Origin of the sequence: Kribbella sp. NBC_00709 (genome assembly GCF_036226565.1) — a bacterium.
In the GTDB taxonomy this organism is placed as follows: Bacteria; Actinomycetota; Actinomycetes; order Propionibacteriales; family Kribbellaceae; genus Kribbella.
The window spans coordinates 6,587,169-6,602,515 of record NZ_CP108996.1 but is presented as its reverse complement, the minus strand read 5'-3'; the positions used below and the strand labels follow the sequence as shown (position 1 = coordinate 6,602,515).

Genomic DNA, 15,347 nt, shown 5'->3' with positions numbered 1-15,347 from the left:
AGGTCCTCGTCCGGAACGCACCCGAAACTGCGCACCCTCATGGATGCCCGCGGTCTTAGGTGGGTTTTGCGGGGATAGCGCAAGAAACCCTCCAGTGAGGTGCTGGAAACCCTCCACCAAGGAGGCGCAGGTCAGTCGTAGGTGGCTTGGGCCTGCCAGGTGGTTTGGTGGAGGGTGAAGAGCCAGGCGCGGGTGTCGGCGGTCTGGAACTGGAAGCGGGCCTGGCGGGTCTCGGTGCTGGGGTCCCACCAGCGTTCGGTGCTGAGCCAGGGGCCGGCCCAGGCGGTGATCGGATGGATTTTGTTGCTGTCGGCAACTTGAACACCCGGCCCGCTGGCGGGTAGCAGGGAGAACGCGGCCGGGGCGCCGGACAGCTCACCGCGGGCGCTGACCGACACCTGGGCGCCGTCCGCGGCGAACACCTTCGCGGGGATCGGCTCCGGGAAGATCGTGGTCGGCGCCGGCGTCGGCCATTGCTTCGCCCCGGTGATCGCTCCGGGCCACGGCTGGTCCGGAGATCGCGCCGGCACCGGCGGATCGCCCCACGGGATCAGCGTCTGCCGCTCCGCGAACCCTCGCCCGCCACCGATCACCACCGACACGACCGCGCCGTGACCGAGCATGCTCTGCACCCGCGACAACGCCCGGTGGATCCGCTCGTCCGCCCCGCCGCCCCACAAGCCGTCGACATGCGCACCGACCGGATCCACCTGGTCCGGGACCAACCGGATCCGGACCACGGATGACGTCAGCTCGCTGGTCGCCGTGCCGCTCCCCTGCAGCTGCCAACGCACCCGGTCCACCACGTCCGCCGCGGTGAACCAGCGCGGATGCAGCCACTCCCGCTCGTGGATCCGCCCGGACTCGGTGCCGACCTCGATCCGCAGCGTCGTACACACCAGGCCGAGCTCGGTCAGCCGGGCGATCAGCTCGTCGGCGATCACCCGGACCGCGAACGCGACCTGGTCGACCCGGTCCACGGACGGCTCGAAGTCGAGCGCGCGGATCAGCTCCGGCGGGACCTCCCGGCCGGTCACCGGGCGATCGTCGGACCCGCCGGCCAGCCGATGGGCGAAGGCGCCGCCGGGGCCGAACCGGGTCAGCACCTCGGTCCCGGACAGCTGGGCGAACGCACCCAGCGACCGCAACCCCAGCCGGCGCAGCAGGTCCGTGAGCTCCGGCTGCTCGAGCAGGTCGACCGACAACGGCGCGAGGAACTCCGGTGATCCGCCCGGCGGCACCACCTGCACCCTGGTCCGCGCGGAGCTCGTCCGCGCCGCCTGCTCCGCGGCGAACGGACCGTCGGCGATCCCGACCCGGCTGCCCGGCACGTCGAACGTCTCCAGCCGGTCGAGCAGCTTCTCCGCCGCCGCCTGCTCGCCGCCGTAGAACCGGGCCGGACCGCGCGCCTTCAACGCGCACATGCCCGGGCGGATCACCTGCACACCCGGCGTGATCGCCTCCAGGCACGCGATCACCGGGTCGAACGCCCGCGCGTCGATCACCGGGTCGTACTTCAGCACGACCAGCTCCGGGCACCGCGACTGCGCGTCCCGGGCCCGCTGGCCGCGCCGCACCCCTTCGGCCCGCGCGGCGGCGGAGGTGGCGAGCACCTTCCCCTTCTCCAGCACGACGATCGGCTCGTCCGGCGACCGCCCGGTCGCCACCGCGGCCGCCGTCACCGGCCAGTCGGGCACCCAGATCACCATCGTGCGGGTGAGACCACGGCCCGCCATCAGCCCACCGCGCCGATCTCGTCCGCCCACTCTTCCTGCCAGCGGGGAGCTTCCTCGCGAGTGGTCCCGACCGGCTCGACGGACCGGATGGCGCCGTCGGGAGCGGGAAGCCAGAGCTCATGACGACGAGCGCGCACGGCGGCCCGCCGACCGGTCACCGCGACCGTGGCCCGGCGAGCGGTGAGCAGACCCTCACCGTCGCCGAGGCCGGTCCAGGCGTTGCTCTCGATCTCGAACCGGGCCTCACTGCCTGGCCAGGAACCGGACGCGATCAGCATCGCGCCGCGGGTCCGGAGCCGGGCGGCGAGCCGGGACGCCTCCCCCGGTGTCACCTCACCCGGCGGCCTGACGACCACCACGGTCAGTGCATCCACCAGCGCGGCGACGACATTGAGCCAGTCGCGGCCGGGGTCCGGGACCAGCACGAGCCGCTCCAGGTCGACCCCGAGAGCGCGCGCCGCCTCGGCGCCGAACGACGGCATCCCGACGACTCCACACCAGGCGCCCTCCGCGGACGGTCCGGCCATCAGCGCCATCACCAGGGCGGCACTGCCACGCACGGAATACACCGAGCCGCCGCGCAGGCTCGCCCCCGCCAGCAACTCGCTCACCGCCGGATGCGTCGGCAGCTCCCGATCCACCCCCGCCGTGTCCAGCGCCTGCTGCACCCGCGCAACCGACGGCACCCGCCCCGCAACCGGAGCCAGCCGGACCCCCTCGTCCGCGTCCTCCTCGGGAGCCTTCCGGGCTTTGACCTGGGCCAGCAGCAGGCGTGCCTGATCGAGCGCCGTGACCCGGCTCGCCGCTGCCTTGCTCCCCGCCATGCATCCATGTTCGAACACCTGTTCGAACATGTCAATGTGGTCGTCCACAGGTCTCGAACCAGCAGCCAGACACATAGGGTGGAGGGCATGCCGAGGACTATTGCTACCAACACCAAGGTCGATCTCGAGGGGCTGCTGGAGTTTGTGCGGCCTCGTCATCACATGCTGCTGATCGCCTACCGGGCAGACGGTACGGCGCAGGCCTCGCCTGTGTCGGGTGGTGTGGACGGTGAGGGCCGGATCGTCATCTCGTCGTACCCGGAGCGGGCCAAGAGCACCAACGTGAAACGGTCCGGCAAGGCCGGCGTGCTCGTGCTGTCGGACGAGTGGAACGGCGCCTGGGTGCAGGTGGACGGTAGCGGTGAGGTGATCGAGCTGCCGGACGCGGTGGAGCCGCTGGTCGACTACTACCGTGCGATCTCCGGTGAGCACCCGGACTGGGACGAGTACCGCGAGGCGATGGTGAAGCAGGGCAAGTGCCTGATCCGCATCACCCCCGAGCGCTGGAGCCCGATCGCGACCGGCGGCTTCCCGGCCCGCCTCGCTGACTGATGCGTACGGCGCTGGTCGTCCACGCGCACCCGGACGACGAGGTGTTCGCCACCGGCGCCGCCACCGCTGTGCTGAACGAGCAGGGCTGGCACGTCGTACTCCGTGTCGCCACCGCCGGAATGCACGGAGCAGCCGACCACCTGACCGCGTCCTGTGCATTGCTCGGGATCGACGAGTGGGGCTGGCTCGGCGCGGAGGATCGGTGGATCGACGACGGCGGCCGCAACGGCCCGCGGACACTGGCGGCGGCAAAGCCGGCCGATGTAGCCGAAGAGGTTGAGAAGGCGGTCCGCGCCATCGAGCCGGAGCTCATCCTCACTGTGGGCAGTGACGGACTCACAGGTCACCCGGACCACATCGCCGTCTCGCAAGCGGTCCAGCGAGCACTCCAGCACGTCCACTGCCGCGCGTTGGGTGCCCGCGTCAGAGCGCAGGATGTCCTTGCGGGTCAGCAGCTGGTCCAACAGTTCGCACCAGGTCAGCAGATCGGATCAGGACACGTCACAGGATGCGAGGACAGCACACCGCTCGAGGAGTTCAGTGGAGCGTCCGAGCAGCGCAGACGGCAGGCTTTGGACGAGTACTACGACGGTCTGGGCAGCAAACCGCTCGAAGAACTCATCGGGGTGCACCGGGCGAGCAGCGACGGACTGTTGCTCCGGGCGGTCTTCGACGCAACGGGCTGGCAGCAGGACCGGTTCGAAGAGCTCACGGCTTGGCCGAGCGACGCTCCATCGTCTCGGTGATGCGCTGCATGGCGCCTTCCAGGTGCTCGCGCAGCGCGGCCTCCGCGCCCTGCTCGTCGTGCGCCACACACGCGTCGAGGATCGCCTGGTGTTCCCGCCGGGTCTGCTCGATGCGGGCCTTGGTCTGCCGGGAGCCGAACCGGTAGCGCTCGCTGTTCTGCCAGACCGGCTCGATCGCCCGTGGCAGCCACCGCGAACCGCCGGCCCGGTAGATGGCGAAGTGGAACTCGGTGTGCGCCTGCCGGGACGCGATGTTGTCGCCCAGCTTCGACAACCGGACATGCTCGGCCAGCGCATCCCGCGCGGTCGACGCGTCCGAGTCGGAGAACTGCGTCGCGGCCGCACGGACGGCGAGGGATTCCAGCGCCAACCGGGTCGCGTGGGTGTCGCGCAGGTCCTCCATCGACAGCTCACGGACCCAGGCACCCTTGTGCGGGACGATCTCGACCAGTCCGAGCGCGGCCATCCGGCGCAGCCCTTCCCGGATCGGCATCTGGCTCATGTCGAGCCGTTTGGCGAGTTCCTCGAGCCGCAGCGCCGTACCGCTGGGAAGCTCGCCGGACAGGATGAGTTCGTGCAGCTCAGCGGCAGCTTCCTCGGCGAGCGTACGACGGCCGGTCGGCCCCCCAGGCGTGAGCTCGAGTCGTCGGATCATCAGTAGCGGACTGCCTCTCTCCTATTCAGCTCTGGAGGTACCGTAGCCGCCAGTCGGGTTTCTGAGGGCCTCCGACGACGGATTGCTCAGCTCGAACCCCAACAAACACAAGTGGTCTAGGCCAACCGCAATGCGGTCAGATCCAGCAACACCCGCCCCGCTTGCCGATCCAGGGCCTCACCGACCCGGTCCGCGGGCACCACGTCGTACTCCGCTCGCCAGGACGCCGGTGCGATGTCGGCGAGTGCCTGACCGACTGCATCCGGTGTCAGCGCGGTCCGTTGCAGGTTCACCGGCAGCACCCGCAGGTCGCGGCCGATCAGCTGGTGCAGATCGATCGTGGTGAACTCACCGGCCTTGTAGCCCAGTACGGCGATCCGCCCGCCCGGAGCGATGTGCCCCAGCACCCCACCGGTCACCGGACCACCCATGGTGTCGATCGCCGCGTCACACCACGGCAGCTCTCGACCGACCTGCCCCAGCCCGTCGACGCGGACGATCTGGTCCACCAGAGAAGTCGCGGCATCGGCAGACGCCTCCATCGCCACCAGACCGATCACCCGAGCCGCACCGGCCGACCGTGCGATCGCGGCGCACATCCGCCCGAGCAGACCGTTCACCCCGGTGACCACCACGGTCTCGCCGGTCAGTACGCCGGCCACACGTCGTACTGCGGTGTGCGCCGTCAACGCCTGCGTCAGCAACGCCAGTGCTGCTCCAGGCTCCAGCGACGACGGCAGCCGATGTACGGCGGAGTCCGGCACGACGGCGTACTGACCCCACACGCCTGGCCTCGTCACGCCGACACCGTCGCCGCGGACGACCACAGCGGTGCCGGCCTCGAACGCATCTGAGCTGATGACCACCCCGGCTCCCTCGGAGCCCGGCACGAACGGCACCGACGGCTGCTTGCCGGCCAGCGTCGACCGGTCCTGTGGTGTCACGGCAGCCAGCCGCATCTCCACCAACGTCTCCCCCGGGCCGGTAGTCAGCTCGACCTCTTCGGCCTTCAGCTGCTCACCCGGACCGTGACTGTGAAAGACAGTCCCCCGTGTACTCACGCCTGATCCCCGTTCACGATTTGATATCTGATCACAACCTCGACCAGACCGAACACTCGTCTCACCACGCGGCGACCTCCTTGGCCAGCGGCCGGGTCAGCGCCTCGACCGTCGCCGATCGCGCGGCAGACACCCCGTCGCTACCCATCGGGAACGGCCAGTCACTCCCGGCCAGCACCCGCTCGGGCCCGAACGTCTCGTTCAGCAGTTCCAGTACGGCGTCGTCGTGCACCAGATCGTCGACGTAGAAGCGACGCAGCGCCTCGATCACCGGCAACGACACCGGCTCGATCCCGGGCCGGTCCGTGTCGATCCCGCGCTGCCACCGCCCCGCAACAGCCGCCGTCACACCACCCCCATGGCACAAGCAGAACCGGATCCCCGGGAAGCGGCCCGGCACGTCCGCGAAGACCAGCGAAGCCGCGGCCACTCCGGTCTCGTACGGATTCCCCAACAGGTTCGACAGGTAAAACGAGTCAAGCCGCTTGTCGTCACTGTTGCCGGGGTGAATCAGCGTGAACGCATCCACTGCGTCCAGCACCCGCCAGACCGGATCCAGCCCGGCGTAGCTCGGCGTACCCAGTGCGAACCCGCTGAAGACGCCCTCACCGGCCAGACCGGCAGCCACCGACGGCGCGGCCGGGTCCAGCAGCGGCAGATGAGCCAGGACGCGCAACTGGGGTGTAGCGAGCTCCCGGAGCCCCTGGTTCACCAGCTCGGCCCACTCGATGCCGGCGTCGTACCGGAACAGAGGAGGTGGAACGGAGACCACTGCGCCGTCCAACGACTGCTCGGCGACCCAGTGCAGCAGTGCGGCCGGGTCTGCGAGCCGCCTCAACGGCAGTCGCTGTCCGTCGACCACCAGCGAACCGCTGTGGATGGACAGGCCGAACTCACCCCGGTGCGCCGCCGACAGCACGGTCGGCGGGATCAGGTGGGTGTGGACGTCCCAACCGGCCATGTCAGCGGGCGTCCTCGTCGTTGTCGTAGAAGTCCGGCCGCTCCGGGTAGTGCGGCCCGTCGTACACCTCCAGCAGCACGGAGGTCTCCTCGGCCCGCGTCGGCCCGTGCACCACGCCCTTGGGGTTCCAGTAGAAGCTGCCCTTGGTCAGCGTCGTTCCGGTCGGCAGGTACACGTACCGGCCGGACAGACAGAACATGAATTGGTTCGACGCGTGCTTGTGCTCGGACGGAATACCCGAGCCCTGCTCGAAACGCACCAGGGCGATCGAGGCCTCGGTCTCCGGGTCCCGCCACAGCATCTTGTGGGACAAGCCGTCCAGCGACTTCTCCACCCACTCCAGGTCGTCCGTCTGCAGCAGGATCTCCCGCAGCGGCACGTCAAAGCCGGTCATGGCACCTCCCGCCCAGTGATGCGGGTATAGAGCTCCTCGGCAATACCGGTACCCATCGGAGCCACAGCGGCTACATGTCCGTCCGGACGGATCAGAACTACGCTCTCCGGCGGTACGCCGTACCGCTTGGTGGCAACGCTGCCGGGGTCGAACAGCGCACGGTCGCGCAGACCGGAGTCGTGCGGCGCGTCCCACCGGGAGACCGCGTAGTGCTGCAGCGCGGGCGATCCGTTCACCGGGATCTCTGGGCGCCGGCGGACGTCAGTGAAGTACAGGGCAACGAACGAGTCCCGGCACAGGTCGTGGATCGTCAGGCGACCGGTCGGGCTCTGCAGCACCAGGTCCGGTGCCCGGTCACCTGCACGCACCGCAGGCGGTGCGGCCGAGGTGGCCACCATCGACCAGTCACCGGAGCCGTCCACGTCCAGTCGCACGCTGAGCAGGGTCCGCGTGTACGCCGTCGCCCAGTCGCTCGTGCCCTCGGTGACAGCACCACGCTGGAACGACATGTACTTCCGCGCGGCCTCGGCCATCTCGCCGGAGCCCTCGATCGCGACCGGACGCTGCTCCTGCTCGTACCCGTCCAGCAACGACGGGTCGGCCCAGCCACGCAGTACCCACGCCAGCCGCCACGGCAGGTTGGAAGCGTCCAGCGCACCGGTGTTCAGACCGAGCGCCCACATCGGCGTGATCAGGTGGGCCGCATCGCCCATCAGGAAGACCTTGCGATCCTTGGTCCACTGCTCGGCGACCCGGTGATGCACGTTGTAGACGACCGAGCCCAGCAGCTCGATCCGGTCCACCTCGCCGATGAACTGCTTCACCTTCACCAGCAGGTCCTCGTCGCCCGGCGTGTCGGCTCCCGCGGCCAGCGGGAACAGGAACCGCCAGTTGTCGGGCTGCCGGATCAGCACCATCCACTCGGACTTGTCCGCGAAGTACGCGAGGTACGGATAGTCCCTGGCGTTGTTGACGTCCAGGTCGACCACGACGTCGATCAGCATGTATCGCTCCGGCAGGGTCTCCCCCACCACCTTCACCCCGAGCGCATCGCGGATCCGCGAACGCCCACCGTCACACGCCAGCAGGTACGACGCTTCCAGCTCCTGTGGACCGTCCGGTGTCTCCAGCTGCAGTACGACGCGATCGTCGAGGACCTCGAACGAGGTCAGCCGGCGCTGCGTCAGCACGGGCTCCGGCAATGCGGCCGCCAGCAGCGGCTCCATCTTCTGCTGCGGCAGGTTGATGACGAACGGGAACTGGGTGTCGTGCGCCAGCTCGGCCAGCTGCACCGAGGCGCGCGGGGTGTTCGTCGCGCGGTCGATGTCGCCGATCTCGTCGATGCGCAGTGCGGCCCCGAGGATGCGGTCAACCGCGCCGTACCGGTTCCAGATCTCCAGCGTCCGGCTCAGCGTCGTGCCGGCCTTGGTGTCGGACGACAGGACGGCGTCCTCTTCCAGCAGCACGTACGGGATGCCGTAGTGCGCGAGACCGAGCGCGGTGGTCAGACCGATCGGTCCGGCACCCACCACGGCGACAGGCAGTTGGTTCACTCGTTACTCCGGGCAGCTAGATGAAGCTTGTGAGCTTGGCAAAGGCACGTTCCCGGGTCAGCACCGACCCGGTCATCGCGGCCGCGTCGGACAGCAGGAACAGCAGCGGCCCGACCACGTCGTCGGACTCGCCGATACCTATGGTGTCGTGCCAGTGCTCCCGGTCCGCACCGAGGTTCGCAGTACGGAACTGTTCGGTGTCGATAACGCCCGGCGCGACCACGTTCACGCGGACCCGGTCGCCGGCCACCTCCACCGCCAGCGACTTCGCGAACGCCACCAGCGCCGCCTTGCTCGCCGTGTACGCCGCCGCGCCCGCGTGCCCGGTCGACGCCATCCCCGACGTGAACACGACCACCGAACCGGACTGCCGCGCCACCATGTGCGGTACGACGGCCTGGCAAGTCCAGACCACACCGTCGAGGTTCACCTGCAGGGTGCGAGTCCACTCGGCCGCATCCATCTCCAGCACCGTCGAACGCGGCTGCACGGCCGCACCGGCGACCAGACCGTCGATCCGCCCGTACCGCTCCAGCACACCAGCAACGGCTGCCTGGATCGCGGACCGGTCCGCTACGTCCACCTCGACGTACTCGACGCCCTCAGGCGGCTGCGTGACGTCGAAGACGACCGCAGTACCACCGACGGCATTGACCGCACCGGCGAGGGCCGCACCGATGCCCTGTGCGCCACCTGTGATCACCACGACCTCACCGGTCGCATCGAAGCTCGCCTTCATGGCGTCTCCTTCTGCTTCGACGTCATCGTCTCGGTGATCCGCTGGAACGCACCGGCCAGGTGGCTGCGCAACGCCAGCTCGGCCGCGTCCGGGTCCTGCGCGACGCACGCGTCCAGGATCGCCTGATGTTCCTGCCGGCTCTTCTCGATCAGGAACGCCGTCGGCCGGCTCCCGAACCGGTAGCGCTCGCTGTTCTGCCAGACCGGCTCGATGGCACGCGGCAACCACTGCGAACCGCTCGCCCGATAGATCGCGAAGTGGAAGTCCGCATGGGCCTCACGGGCACCTGCGGAGTCCTCCGCCCGCGACAGACGCAGATGCTCGGCCAGTGCGGCCGCCGCCTTCGTCAGATCGTCGTCGGTGAACCGCGCCGCAGCCGCCCGTACTGCGAGACTCTCCAGAGCCAGCCGGGTCTCGTGTGTGTCGCGCAGATCGGACAACGACAGGTCACGGACCCATGCGCCGCGGTGCGGGATGATCTCGACCAGCCCGAGCGCCTCCAGCCGACGCAGTCCTTCCCGCACCGGCATCTGGCTCATCTCGAGCCGACTGGCCAGCTCCACGAGCCGCAGCGGCGTACCGCTCGGCAGCTCGCCGGACAGGATCAGTTGGTGCAGCTCGGCGGCCGCGTGCTCGGCGAGGGTACGACGTCCGCCCTTGCCGGCACCCGGCAGCAGCTCCAGCGGCCCGCTCATGCCCGGACCACTCTGTTGCGTAGGGCACCGAGTTTGTCGGAGCGGGTGACGACCACGTCGCCGTCCTGGAGGAACACCTGCGGCTCACGAGCATTGCCGATGCCGGCCGGTGTACCGGTCAGCAGCAGGTCGCCCGGGCGCAGCGTCATACCGAACGACAGCTCACTGATCAGTGTGGCCACGTCGAACGCCATCTGCCGCGTGGACGCGTCCTGACGGACCTCGTCGTTCACCAAGCACTGCAGGTGAATGTCCTGCGGGTCGCCCACCTCGTCGGCGGTCACGATCCACGGGCCCAGCGGCATGGTGTTGTCGATGCTCTTGCCCTTCAGCCACTGTCCGCCGTGCGCACGCTGCAGGTCCCGCTGCGACACGTCGTTCGCCAGGGTGTAGCCCCAGACGTGGTCGAGCGCGTCAGCGACGGCGATGTTCTTCCCGGTCTTGCCGATCACCAGCGCCACCTCGGCCTCGTAATCCCACTTGGCGGAGATGGCCGGGTCCCACGCGATGTCGTCGTACGGACCGATCACCACGTCCGGGCCCTTGGTGAAGAACGTCGGGTGCTCGGGCCGGTCGACGTCCTGACCCTCACGCTTGCCCTTGCTCTCCTCGAAGTGGTCCCAGTAGTTCCACCCGGTGCAGAGAATGTCCCGCCGGAACCGTCGCAACGGCGCCCGCAGGATCCCCTCGTCATAAGGGATCTTGCCGACCACGTCCGCCGGGCCGGCGATCACCCCGGTCAAGTCGGTTGCCGACAGCAACAGGATTGACTCCCCGTCGAGTACGCCGGGTCGTTCCTGCCCGCCGTACTCCACCATCACGTACTTCATCTCAGGTCCACTCGACGCCACGCACAGGACTCACCCCCGGTCATGCGATCACGGCGATCGCGTTGATCTCGATCAGGTAGTCGGGATGTGCGAGCTTGCTGACCTCGACCATGGTCGAGGCCGGCAGCGGCTCGGTGAAGTACTGCGCGCGGACCTCGTGGATCTTGGCGAAGTCCTCCATGTTGCGCACGTACACATCCACCCGGCAGACGTCCGCGAGTGTCCCGCCGGCCGCCTCGACCGCCGCCTTCACGTTCTCGCACACCTGCCTGGTCTGTTCCCGGACGTCCCCGACCCCGGCGATCCCGCCGTCCGGCTGCCGGGCGGTCATCCCGGAGACGAACACCAGCCGCCCGGTCGCCTCGATCGTCGTGGCCTGCGAGAACACCCCGTTCGGGCTGCGCAGCGCCGCCGTCGAAACCTGTGTCTTCCCCATCAGCTCAACACCCCTCCCGCCGGTACGACGGCACCGACCGCGCGCGCCGCCGCCAGCAGCCCGTCCAGTCCCGACCGCTCGATCAGCACACCGTGCCGGCGCTGGTGCGCCGCACGCTCGGCCTCGATCTCCCCCGGCAGGTGCAGCCGGTTCACGCCCGGAGCCGTCGCGCTCCCGCGGACCCGCGCGGCCAGTCCGGACGAGCGCAGGCGGAAACTCTCCACGCCGCCCATCAACTCCGGGTCGATCGCCAGGAACAGATGCGCGCAGTCGTTCGGACGGTCCGGCTCCCGGTACAGCGGGCGGACCTGGTCGCCCCACCCGCCGCCGCTCAGTACACCGGTGAGCACGTCGATCATCAACGCCAGCCCGAAGCCCTTGTGACCGGCGGCCGGCAGCAGCATGCCGAGCACGGCCTCGTCCGCGTCCGTCGTCGGCGTGCCCGACGGATCGGTCGCCCAGGTGTCGGGAATCGGCCGCCCGGCCGAGGCCGCCAGCCGAATCTTGCCCAGGGCAACCGCGGACAGGGCCATGTCCAGCACGATCTCCACGCCGGCCTTCGTCGGCACCGCGATCGCCAGCGGGTTGTTGCCGACGATCCGCTCGGCGCCGCCGGGGGCCGGCATCAGCGGGGTGGTGTTCGACATTGCGATACCGATACACCCCGCCTGGCCGGCCTGCATGGCCCAGCGGCTGGCCGCGCCGAAATGGTGCGCGTTGCGGACCGAGACCAGTCCGATCCCGTACCGGCCGGCGCGCTCGATCGCGTGCCCCATCGCCTGCGGACTGGACAGTTGCCCCATTCCGCCGCGGGCGTCCGCGACCATCGCGGCGCCGGCGTCGTACAGGATGTCGAGCTCGCGTTCGCGGGTCACTCCGCCGGCGTTCAGGCGTTCGACGTACATCGGGACCAGCATCACGCCGTGCGAGCTGACACCACGAAGGTCCGCCTCGACCAGCGCCGCGGCGATCTTGTCCGCGTCCTCCGGGTCGAACCCGAGCGCCGTGAAGACACCCGACACAGTCGCCTGCAGCCAGTCCGGCCGGACCAGTACCCGCCGGTCCGCGTCGGAGGCTTGAGCGGTCATCGGGCCTCCCGTCCTGGACTGAGGAGTGGAGCGACCGGAGCGACCGGAGCGACGAGGGAAGGACGGGAGACGAAGCCCGATGACCCGCCGCGCCGGAGGCGTGGCATTGATACAGTCACCGCTTCTCCCGGGCCCAGGGCAGCAGCACGTGCTCGAGTAGCACCAAGCCGTAGAACAAGACGATGCTCATCAGGCTGAGGAGCACGATCGCCGCGAACGCCAGGGTGGTGTCCGCGCTCGCGCCGGACTGCTGGATCACGTACCCGAGTCCCTTGGTGGCACCAACGAACTCCGAGATCACCGCACCGATCACCGCGAGCGAGATCGCCACCTTGAGCCCGGTGAAGATCTGCGGCATCGCGTACTTCAGCCGGAGCTTGAAGAACTCCTGCGCCCGGGTCGCGTTCAGCGACCGCATCAGCTCGACCAGCTCGGTCGGCGTCGACTTCATCCCCTGCGCGGTCGAGATGACGATCGGGAAGAAGCACATCAGCAGCACCATCACGACCTTCGGCCACTGGCCGAAGCCCATCCACACCACCAGCAGCGGGGCGATCGCGACCTTCGGGATCGAGTTCACCATCAGCAGCAGCGGGTAGACCAGTCGCTCGAGGACCACCGAGCGGACGATCAGCAGGGCGATCGGCACCCCGATCACGATCGCGAGCAGGAAGCCCTCGATCGTCTCCAGCAGCGACGTCCCGGTCTCCGACAGCAGCACACCCGGCTGGTCGAAGAACTTGACCACCACTTCCCACGGCGTCGGCAGCAGGTACGACTGGATCGAGAACACGGCCGTCGCGCCCCACCACAGCGCGATCGTCGCCGCCAGCCCGATGATCGGGAGTACGACGGCAGCAGCCGGAGACGTAGTCAGCCAGGGGCGCCTGCTCATCGCGGCCTCACCTCGTCGGCCGGACGTACGTCGGCCTTCTCGGACAGCAGCGCGTGCAACCGGGAGCTGATCGTCGCGACCTCGGTGACGTACGCGTTCTGGGCCAGGCTGCGCGGCCGCGGAATGTCGATGTCGACGACCTCGCGCATCCGGCCCGGCCGCGGCGTCAGGACCACGACGCGGTCGGCCAGCACGACGGCCTCCTCGATGGAATGGGTGACGAACACGATCGTGGTGGCCAGCTCCATCTTGATCCGCTGCAGCTCCTCGGACAGCTCGGTCCGGGTCAGCGCGTCGAGCGCGGAGAACGGCTCGTCCATCAGCATCACCTGCGGGTCGCGGATCAGCGACCGGCACAGTGACACCCGCTGCTGCATGCCGCCGGACAGCTCGTGCGGCAGCCGCCGTTCGAACCCGTGCAGACCGACCAGCTCGAGCAGCTCGTGAGCCCGGTCGCGGTACGCCGCCCGGCTGCGATCGCTGCTCTTGTCGATCTCCACCGGGAGCATCACGTTGGACAGCACCGAACGCCACGGCAGCAGCGCGGGCCGCTGGAACATGAAGGAGACATCCCGGCGCGGTCCGGTGACGGGTTCACCCGCCACCTGGACCGAACCGGATGTCGGAGGCAACAGTCCCGCGATCAGCCGGAGCAGAGTGGACTTGCCACATCCGGACCGGCCGATCAGCGTGACGAACTCACCGCCGCGGACGTGCAGGTCGATCTCCTCGAGGGCCGTCACCCGGCCCTCGCGTCCGTCGAAGACCTGCCCCACGCCGTCCAGGCGAATCATCGGTGGTCAGACACCTAGCTCTTCGGAGCCAGGCTCATCGTGACGACGTCGTCCGGGGTGACGGCACCCTTCTGGATCGCGTTGGACTGCTCCAGCAGGGAGATGATCGTCTTGACCCGTTCCACGTCGACGTCGCCGAGCGGACCCTTGAAGTTCGCCGGCTTCGTGTAGTTCTTCATGATGTTCAGCTCGGCGGTGGCCACCGCGAGGTCCGTGTCCGGGATGTACTTCTTCAGGATCGCGGCGGACCCGGCCGGGTCGTCGACGGTGTCCTGCAGGCCCTTGAGCAGCGCGGCGGTGAACTTCTTCACCTGGTCCGGGTGGTCCTTGGCCAGGTCCGACCGGGTGATGATCGCGTTGCCGTACAGCTCCGGCAGCACGTCGCCGTACGCCAGGGTGACCGGCTCGCGGTGCTGCGGGTCGGCCTTCTGGATCAGCGGCTGGCCGACCACGAACTGGCCGATGCCCTTGACCTTGCCCGAGGCGAGCAGCTTCGGCAGGGCCGGCGGCGGCGACGGCAGGAAGGTCACCGACTTCGGGTCGATGTGCACCGCCTTGGCGTAGACCGGGAACATCACCGTGTTGGTGGATCCCGGCTGGTCGGCGATCGTCTTGCCGACCAAGTCCTGCGGCTTCTCGATGCCGTAGCCCTTGAGCGACATGATCGCGGCCAGCGACTTCTGGTGGATCATGCCGACCGTGGTGACCGGCAGCTTCTGCTTGCCGAGGGTGATCACGAGCCCGGTGAAGTCGCCGATGCCGTAGTCGGCCTGACCGCCGGCCACCAGCTTCATCACGTCGACGGTGCCGGTGCCCGGGGTGATCTTGACGTCGAAGCCGGCGTCCTTGAAGTACCCCTTGTCCAGCGCGACGTACGCGTACGCCTCGCGGCCGAAGGTGTTGAACGACGTCAGGTAGTTGACCTTCTGCAGCCCGTTGTCGGCCTGCTTGCCACCGCTGTCGTCACCATTGCACGCACTGACCAGGGCGAGCCCCAGGACCGCCATCAGCGCGATGACGGAACGCCTCAACCTCATATCGACCTCTCTCGTCCCGATATTTGATCAAACATCAAATATGGAAGGGTGGTCAATCGGCCCGCGGGGTCTTCACGGGGACTTAACGTCCACCGTTCCGGGTCCTCGCAGAGCATGCTGGCCACCCGTCCTGGAGCCGTTCCCCATACCTGTCCGTAGTCGGGCAGGCACCCGCCCCGACCACAGACCGTACCTGTCCGAGCAGCAGATCGCGACGCCCGCGAGGGCAGAACCGGTCCGTGCAGCGTCAAATTTGCGTAAACCCTCAACTTCTTGGTGAGGCATTCCACTTCCGGGTGCCGGACGCAGGGGTTTCCCCGCACTCACTCCGGGGAGGGAGGTGACGCTCCC

17 protein-coding genes are annotated in these 15,347 nt (G+C 68.9%); 2 read left to right on the top strand and 15 right to left on the bottom strand.

Translation table 11 applies throughout. The features are described 5' to 3' along the window. Positions 1-131 precede the first annotated feature (131 nt). Positions 132-1,736 carry a DNA polymerase Y family protein gene (locus OHA18_RS32280; RefSeq protein ID WP_328999118.1) on the bottom strand — a complete coding sequence of 535 codons (1,605 nt, stop codon included), beginning with the start codon at positions 1,734-1,736 and terminating at the stop codon, positions 132-134. Beyond that, positions 1,736-2,560, bottom strand: a complete 825-nt coding sequence (locus OHA18_RS32275) for a hypothetical protein (RefSeq protein ID WP_328999117.1) — start codon at positions 2,558-2,560, stop codon at positions 1,736-1,738. The genes OHA18_RS32280 and OHA18_RS32275 overlap by 1 nt, the downstream gene beginning before the upstream one ends. Before the next feature lie 87 nt (positions 2,561-2,647). On the opposite strand from OHA18_RS32275, the gene OHA18_RS32270 reads away from it, so the two are divergent. Both OHA18_RS32270 and OHA18_RS32265 read left to right on the top strand, forming a co-directional pair. Beyond that, positions 2,648-3,112: a PPOX class F420-dependent oxidoreductase gene (locus OHA18_RS32270; RefSeq protein ID WP_328999116.1), complete on the top strand. Its 465-nt coding sequence runs from the start codon at positions 2,648-2,650 to the stop codon at positions 3,110-3,112. Continuing rightward, positions 3,112-3,858 (top strand): PIG-L family deacetylase, encoded by a 747-nt coding sequence (locus tag OHA18_RS32265; RefSeq protein WP_328999115.1) that lies wholly within the window; start codon positions 3,112-3,114, stop codon positions 3,856-3,858. The genes OHA18_RS32270 and OHA18_RS32265 overlap by 1 nt, the downstream gene beginning before the upstream one ends. Here OHA18_RS32265 and OHA18_RS32260 read toward each other — a convergent pair. The 13 genes from OHA18_RS32260 to OHA18_RS32200 form a co-directional block, all read right to left on the bottom strand. Further along, positions 3,821-4,513 (bottom strand): GntR family transcriptional regulator, encoded by a 693-nt coding sequence (locus tag OHA18_RS32260; RefSeq protein ID WP_328999114.1) that lies wholly within the window; start codon positions 4,511-4,513, stop codon positions 3,821-3,823. The genes OHA18_RS32265 and OHA18_RS32260 overlap by 38 nt on opposite strands. Before the next feature lie 116 nt (positions 4,514-4,629). Continuing rightward, positions 4,630-5,574: a zinc-binding alcohol dehydrogenase family protein gene (locus OHA18_RS32255; RefSeq protein ID WP_328999113.1), complete on the bottom strand. Its 945-nt coding sequence runs from the start codon at positions 5,572-5,574 to the stop codon at positions 4,630-4,632. A 61-nt stretch (positions 5,575-5,635) separates the two neighbouring features. Next, positions 5,636-6,535, bottom strand: a complete 900-nt coding sequence (locus OHA18_RS32250; RefSeq protein WP_328999112.1) for an amidohydrolase family protein — start codon at positions 6,533-6,535, stop codon at positions 5,636-5,638. Between the two features lies 1 nt (position 6,536). Next, positions 6,537-6,929, bottom strand: a complete 393-nt coding sequence (locus tag OHA18_RS32245) for a cupin domain-containing protein (protein WP_328999111.1) — start codon at positions 6,927-6,929, stop codon at positions 6,537-6,539. After that, on the bottom strand, positions 6,926-8,482 hold the full coding sequence (locus OHA18_RS32240) for an FAD-dependent monooxygenase (protein WP_328999110.1): 1,557 nt from the start codon (positions 8,480-8,482) through the stop codon (positions 6,926-6,928). Before OHA18_RS32240 ends, OHA18_RS32245 begins: the two co-directional genes overlap by 4 nt. A gap of 16 nt (positions 8,483-8,498) precedes the next feature. Next, entirely contained in the window at positions 8,499-9,221 is a 723-nt protein-coding gene (locus OHA18_RS32235; RefSeq protein ID WP_328999109.1) for an SDR family NAD(P)-dependent oxidoreductase, read from the bottom strand. Next, positions 9,218-9,916, bottom strand: a complete 699-nt coding sequence (locus tag OHA18_RS32230; RefSeq protein ID WP_328999108.1) for a GntR family transcriptional regulator — start codon at positions 9,914-9,916, stop codon at positions 9,218-9,220. Before OHA18_RS32230 ends, OHA18_RS32235 begins: the two co-directional genes overlap by 4 nt. Next, complete coding sequence (locus OHA18_RS32225) at positions 9,913-10,746, bottom strand: fumarylacetoacetate hydrolase family protein (RefSeq protein ID WP_328999107.1); 834 nt, start codon at positions 10,744-10,746, stop codon at positions 9,913-9,915. Before OHA18_RS32225 ends, OHA18_RS32230 begins: the two co-directional genes overlap by 4 nt. A gap of 40 nt (positions 10,747-10,786) precedes the next feature. Then, complete coding sequence (locus tag OHA18_RS32220; protein ID WP_328999106.1) at positions 10,787-11,182, bottom strand: RidA family protein; 396 nt, start codon at positions 11,180-11,182, stop codon at positions 10,787-10,789. Then, positions 11,182-12,270, bottom strand: a complete 1,089-nt coding sequence (locus OHA18_RS32215; protein ID WP_328999105.1) for an Ldh family oxidoreductase — start codon at positions 12,268-12,270, stop codon at positions 11,182-11,184. The genes OHA18_RS32220 and OHA18_RS32215 overlap by 1 nt, the downstream gene beginning before the upstream one ends. Positions 12,271-12,385: 115 nt before the next feature. After that, positions 12,386-13,165 (bottom strand): ABC transporter permease, encoded by a 780-nt coding sequence (locus OHA18_RS32210; RefSeq protein ID WP_328999104.1) that lies wholly within the window; start codon positions 13,163-13,165, stop codon positions 12,386-12,388. After that, positions 13,162-13,959, bottom strand: a complete 798-nt coding sequence (locus OHA18_RS32205; RefSeq protein WP_328999103.1) for an ABC transporter ATP-binding protein — start codon at positions 13,957-13,959, stop codon at positions 13,162-13,164. The genes OHA18_RS32210 and OHA18_RS32205 overlap by 4 nt, the downstream gene beginning before the upstream one ends. A gap of 14 nt (positions 13,960-13,973) precedes the next feature. Beyond that, entirely contained in the window at positions 13,974-14,996 is a 1,023-nt protein-coding gene (locus OHA18_RS32200) for an ABC transporter substrate-binding protein (protein WP_328999102.1), read from the bottom strand. Positions 14,997-15,347: the final 351 nt, after the last annotated feature.

Excerpts from the sequence above, each read along its gene's own strand:
- OHA18_RS32280 (WP_328999118.1), bottom strand. The coding sequence starts at position 1,736 with ATGGCGGGCCGTGGTCTCACCCGCACGATGGTGATCTGGGTGCCCGAC.
- OHA18_RS32275 (WP_328999117.1), bottom strand. The coding sequence starts at position 2,560 with ATGGCGGGGAGCAAGGCAGCGGCGAGCCGGGTCACGGCGCTCGATCAG.
- OHA18_RS32270 (WP_328999116.1), top strand. The coding sequence starts at position 2,648 with ATGCCGAGGACTATTGCTACCAACACCAAGGTCGATCTCGAGGGGCTG.
- OHA18_RS32265 (WP_328999115.1), top strand. The coding sequence starts at position 3,112 with ATGCGTACGGCGCTGGTCGTCCACGCGCACCCGGACGACGAGGTGTTC.
- OHA18_RS32260 (WP_328999114.1), bottom strand. The coding sequence starts at position 4,513 with ATGATCCGACGACTCGAGCTCACGCCTGGGGGGCCGACCGGCCGTCGT.
- OHA18_RS32250 (WP_328999112.1), bottom strand. The coding sequence starts at position 6,535 with ATGGCCGGTTGGGACGTCCACACCCACCTGATCCCGCCGACCGTGCTG.
- OHA18_RS32245 (WP_328999111.1), bottom strand. The coding sequence starts at position 6,929 with ATGACCGGCTTTGACGTGCCGCTGCGGGAGATCCTGCTGCAGACGGAC.
- OHA18_RS32235 (WP_328999109.1), bottom strand. The coding sequence starts at position 9,221 with ATGAAGGCGAGCTTCGATGCGACCGGTGAGGTCGTGGTGATCACAGGT.
- OHA18_RS32230 (WP_328999108.1), bottom strand. The coding sequence starts at position 9,916 with ATGAGCGGGCCGCTGGAGCTGCTGCCGGGTGCCGGCAAGGGCGGACGT.
- OHA18_RS32225 (WP_328999107.1), bottom strand. The coding sequence starts at position 10,746 with ATGAAGTACGTGATGGTGGAGTACGGCGGGCAGGAACGACCCGGCGTA.
- OHA18_RS32220 (WP_328999106.1), bottom strand. The coding sequence starts at position 11,182 with ATGGGGAAGACACAGGTTTCGACGGCGGCGCTGCGCAGCCCGAACGGG.
- OHA18_RS32215 (WP_328999105.1), bottom strand. The coding sequence starts at position 12,270 with ATGACCGCTCAAGCCTCCGACGCGGACCGGCGGGTACTGGTCCGGCCG.
- OHA18_RS32210 (WP_328999104.1), bottom strand. The coding sequence starts at position 13,165 with ATGAGCAGGCGCCCCTGGCTGACTACGTCTCCGGCTGCTGCCGTCGTA.
- OHA18_RS32205 (WP_328999103.1), bottom strand. The coding sequence starts at position 13,959 with ATGATTCGCCTGGACGGCGTGGGGCAGGTCTTCGACGGACGCGAGGGC.
- OHA18_RS32200 (WP_328999102.1), bottom strand. The coding sequence starts at position 14,996 with ATGAGGTTGAGGCGTTCCGTCATCGCGCTGATGGCGGTCCTGGGGCTC.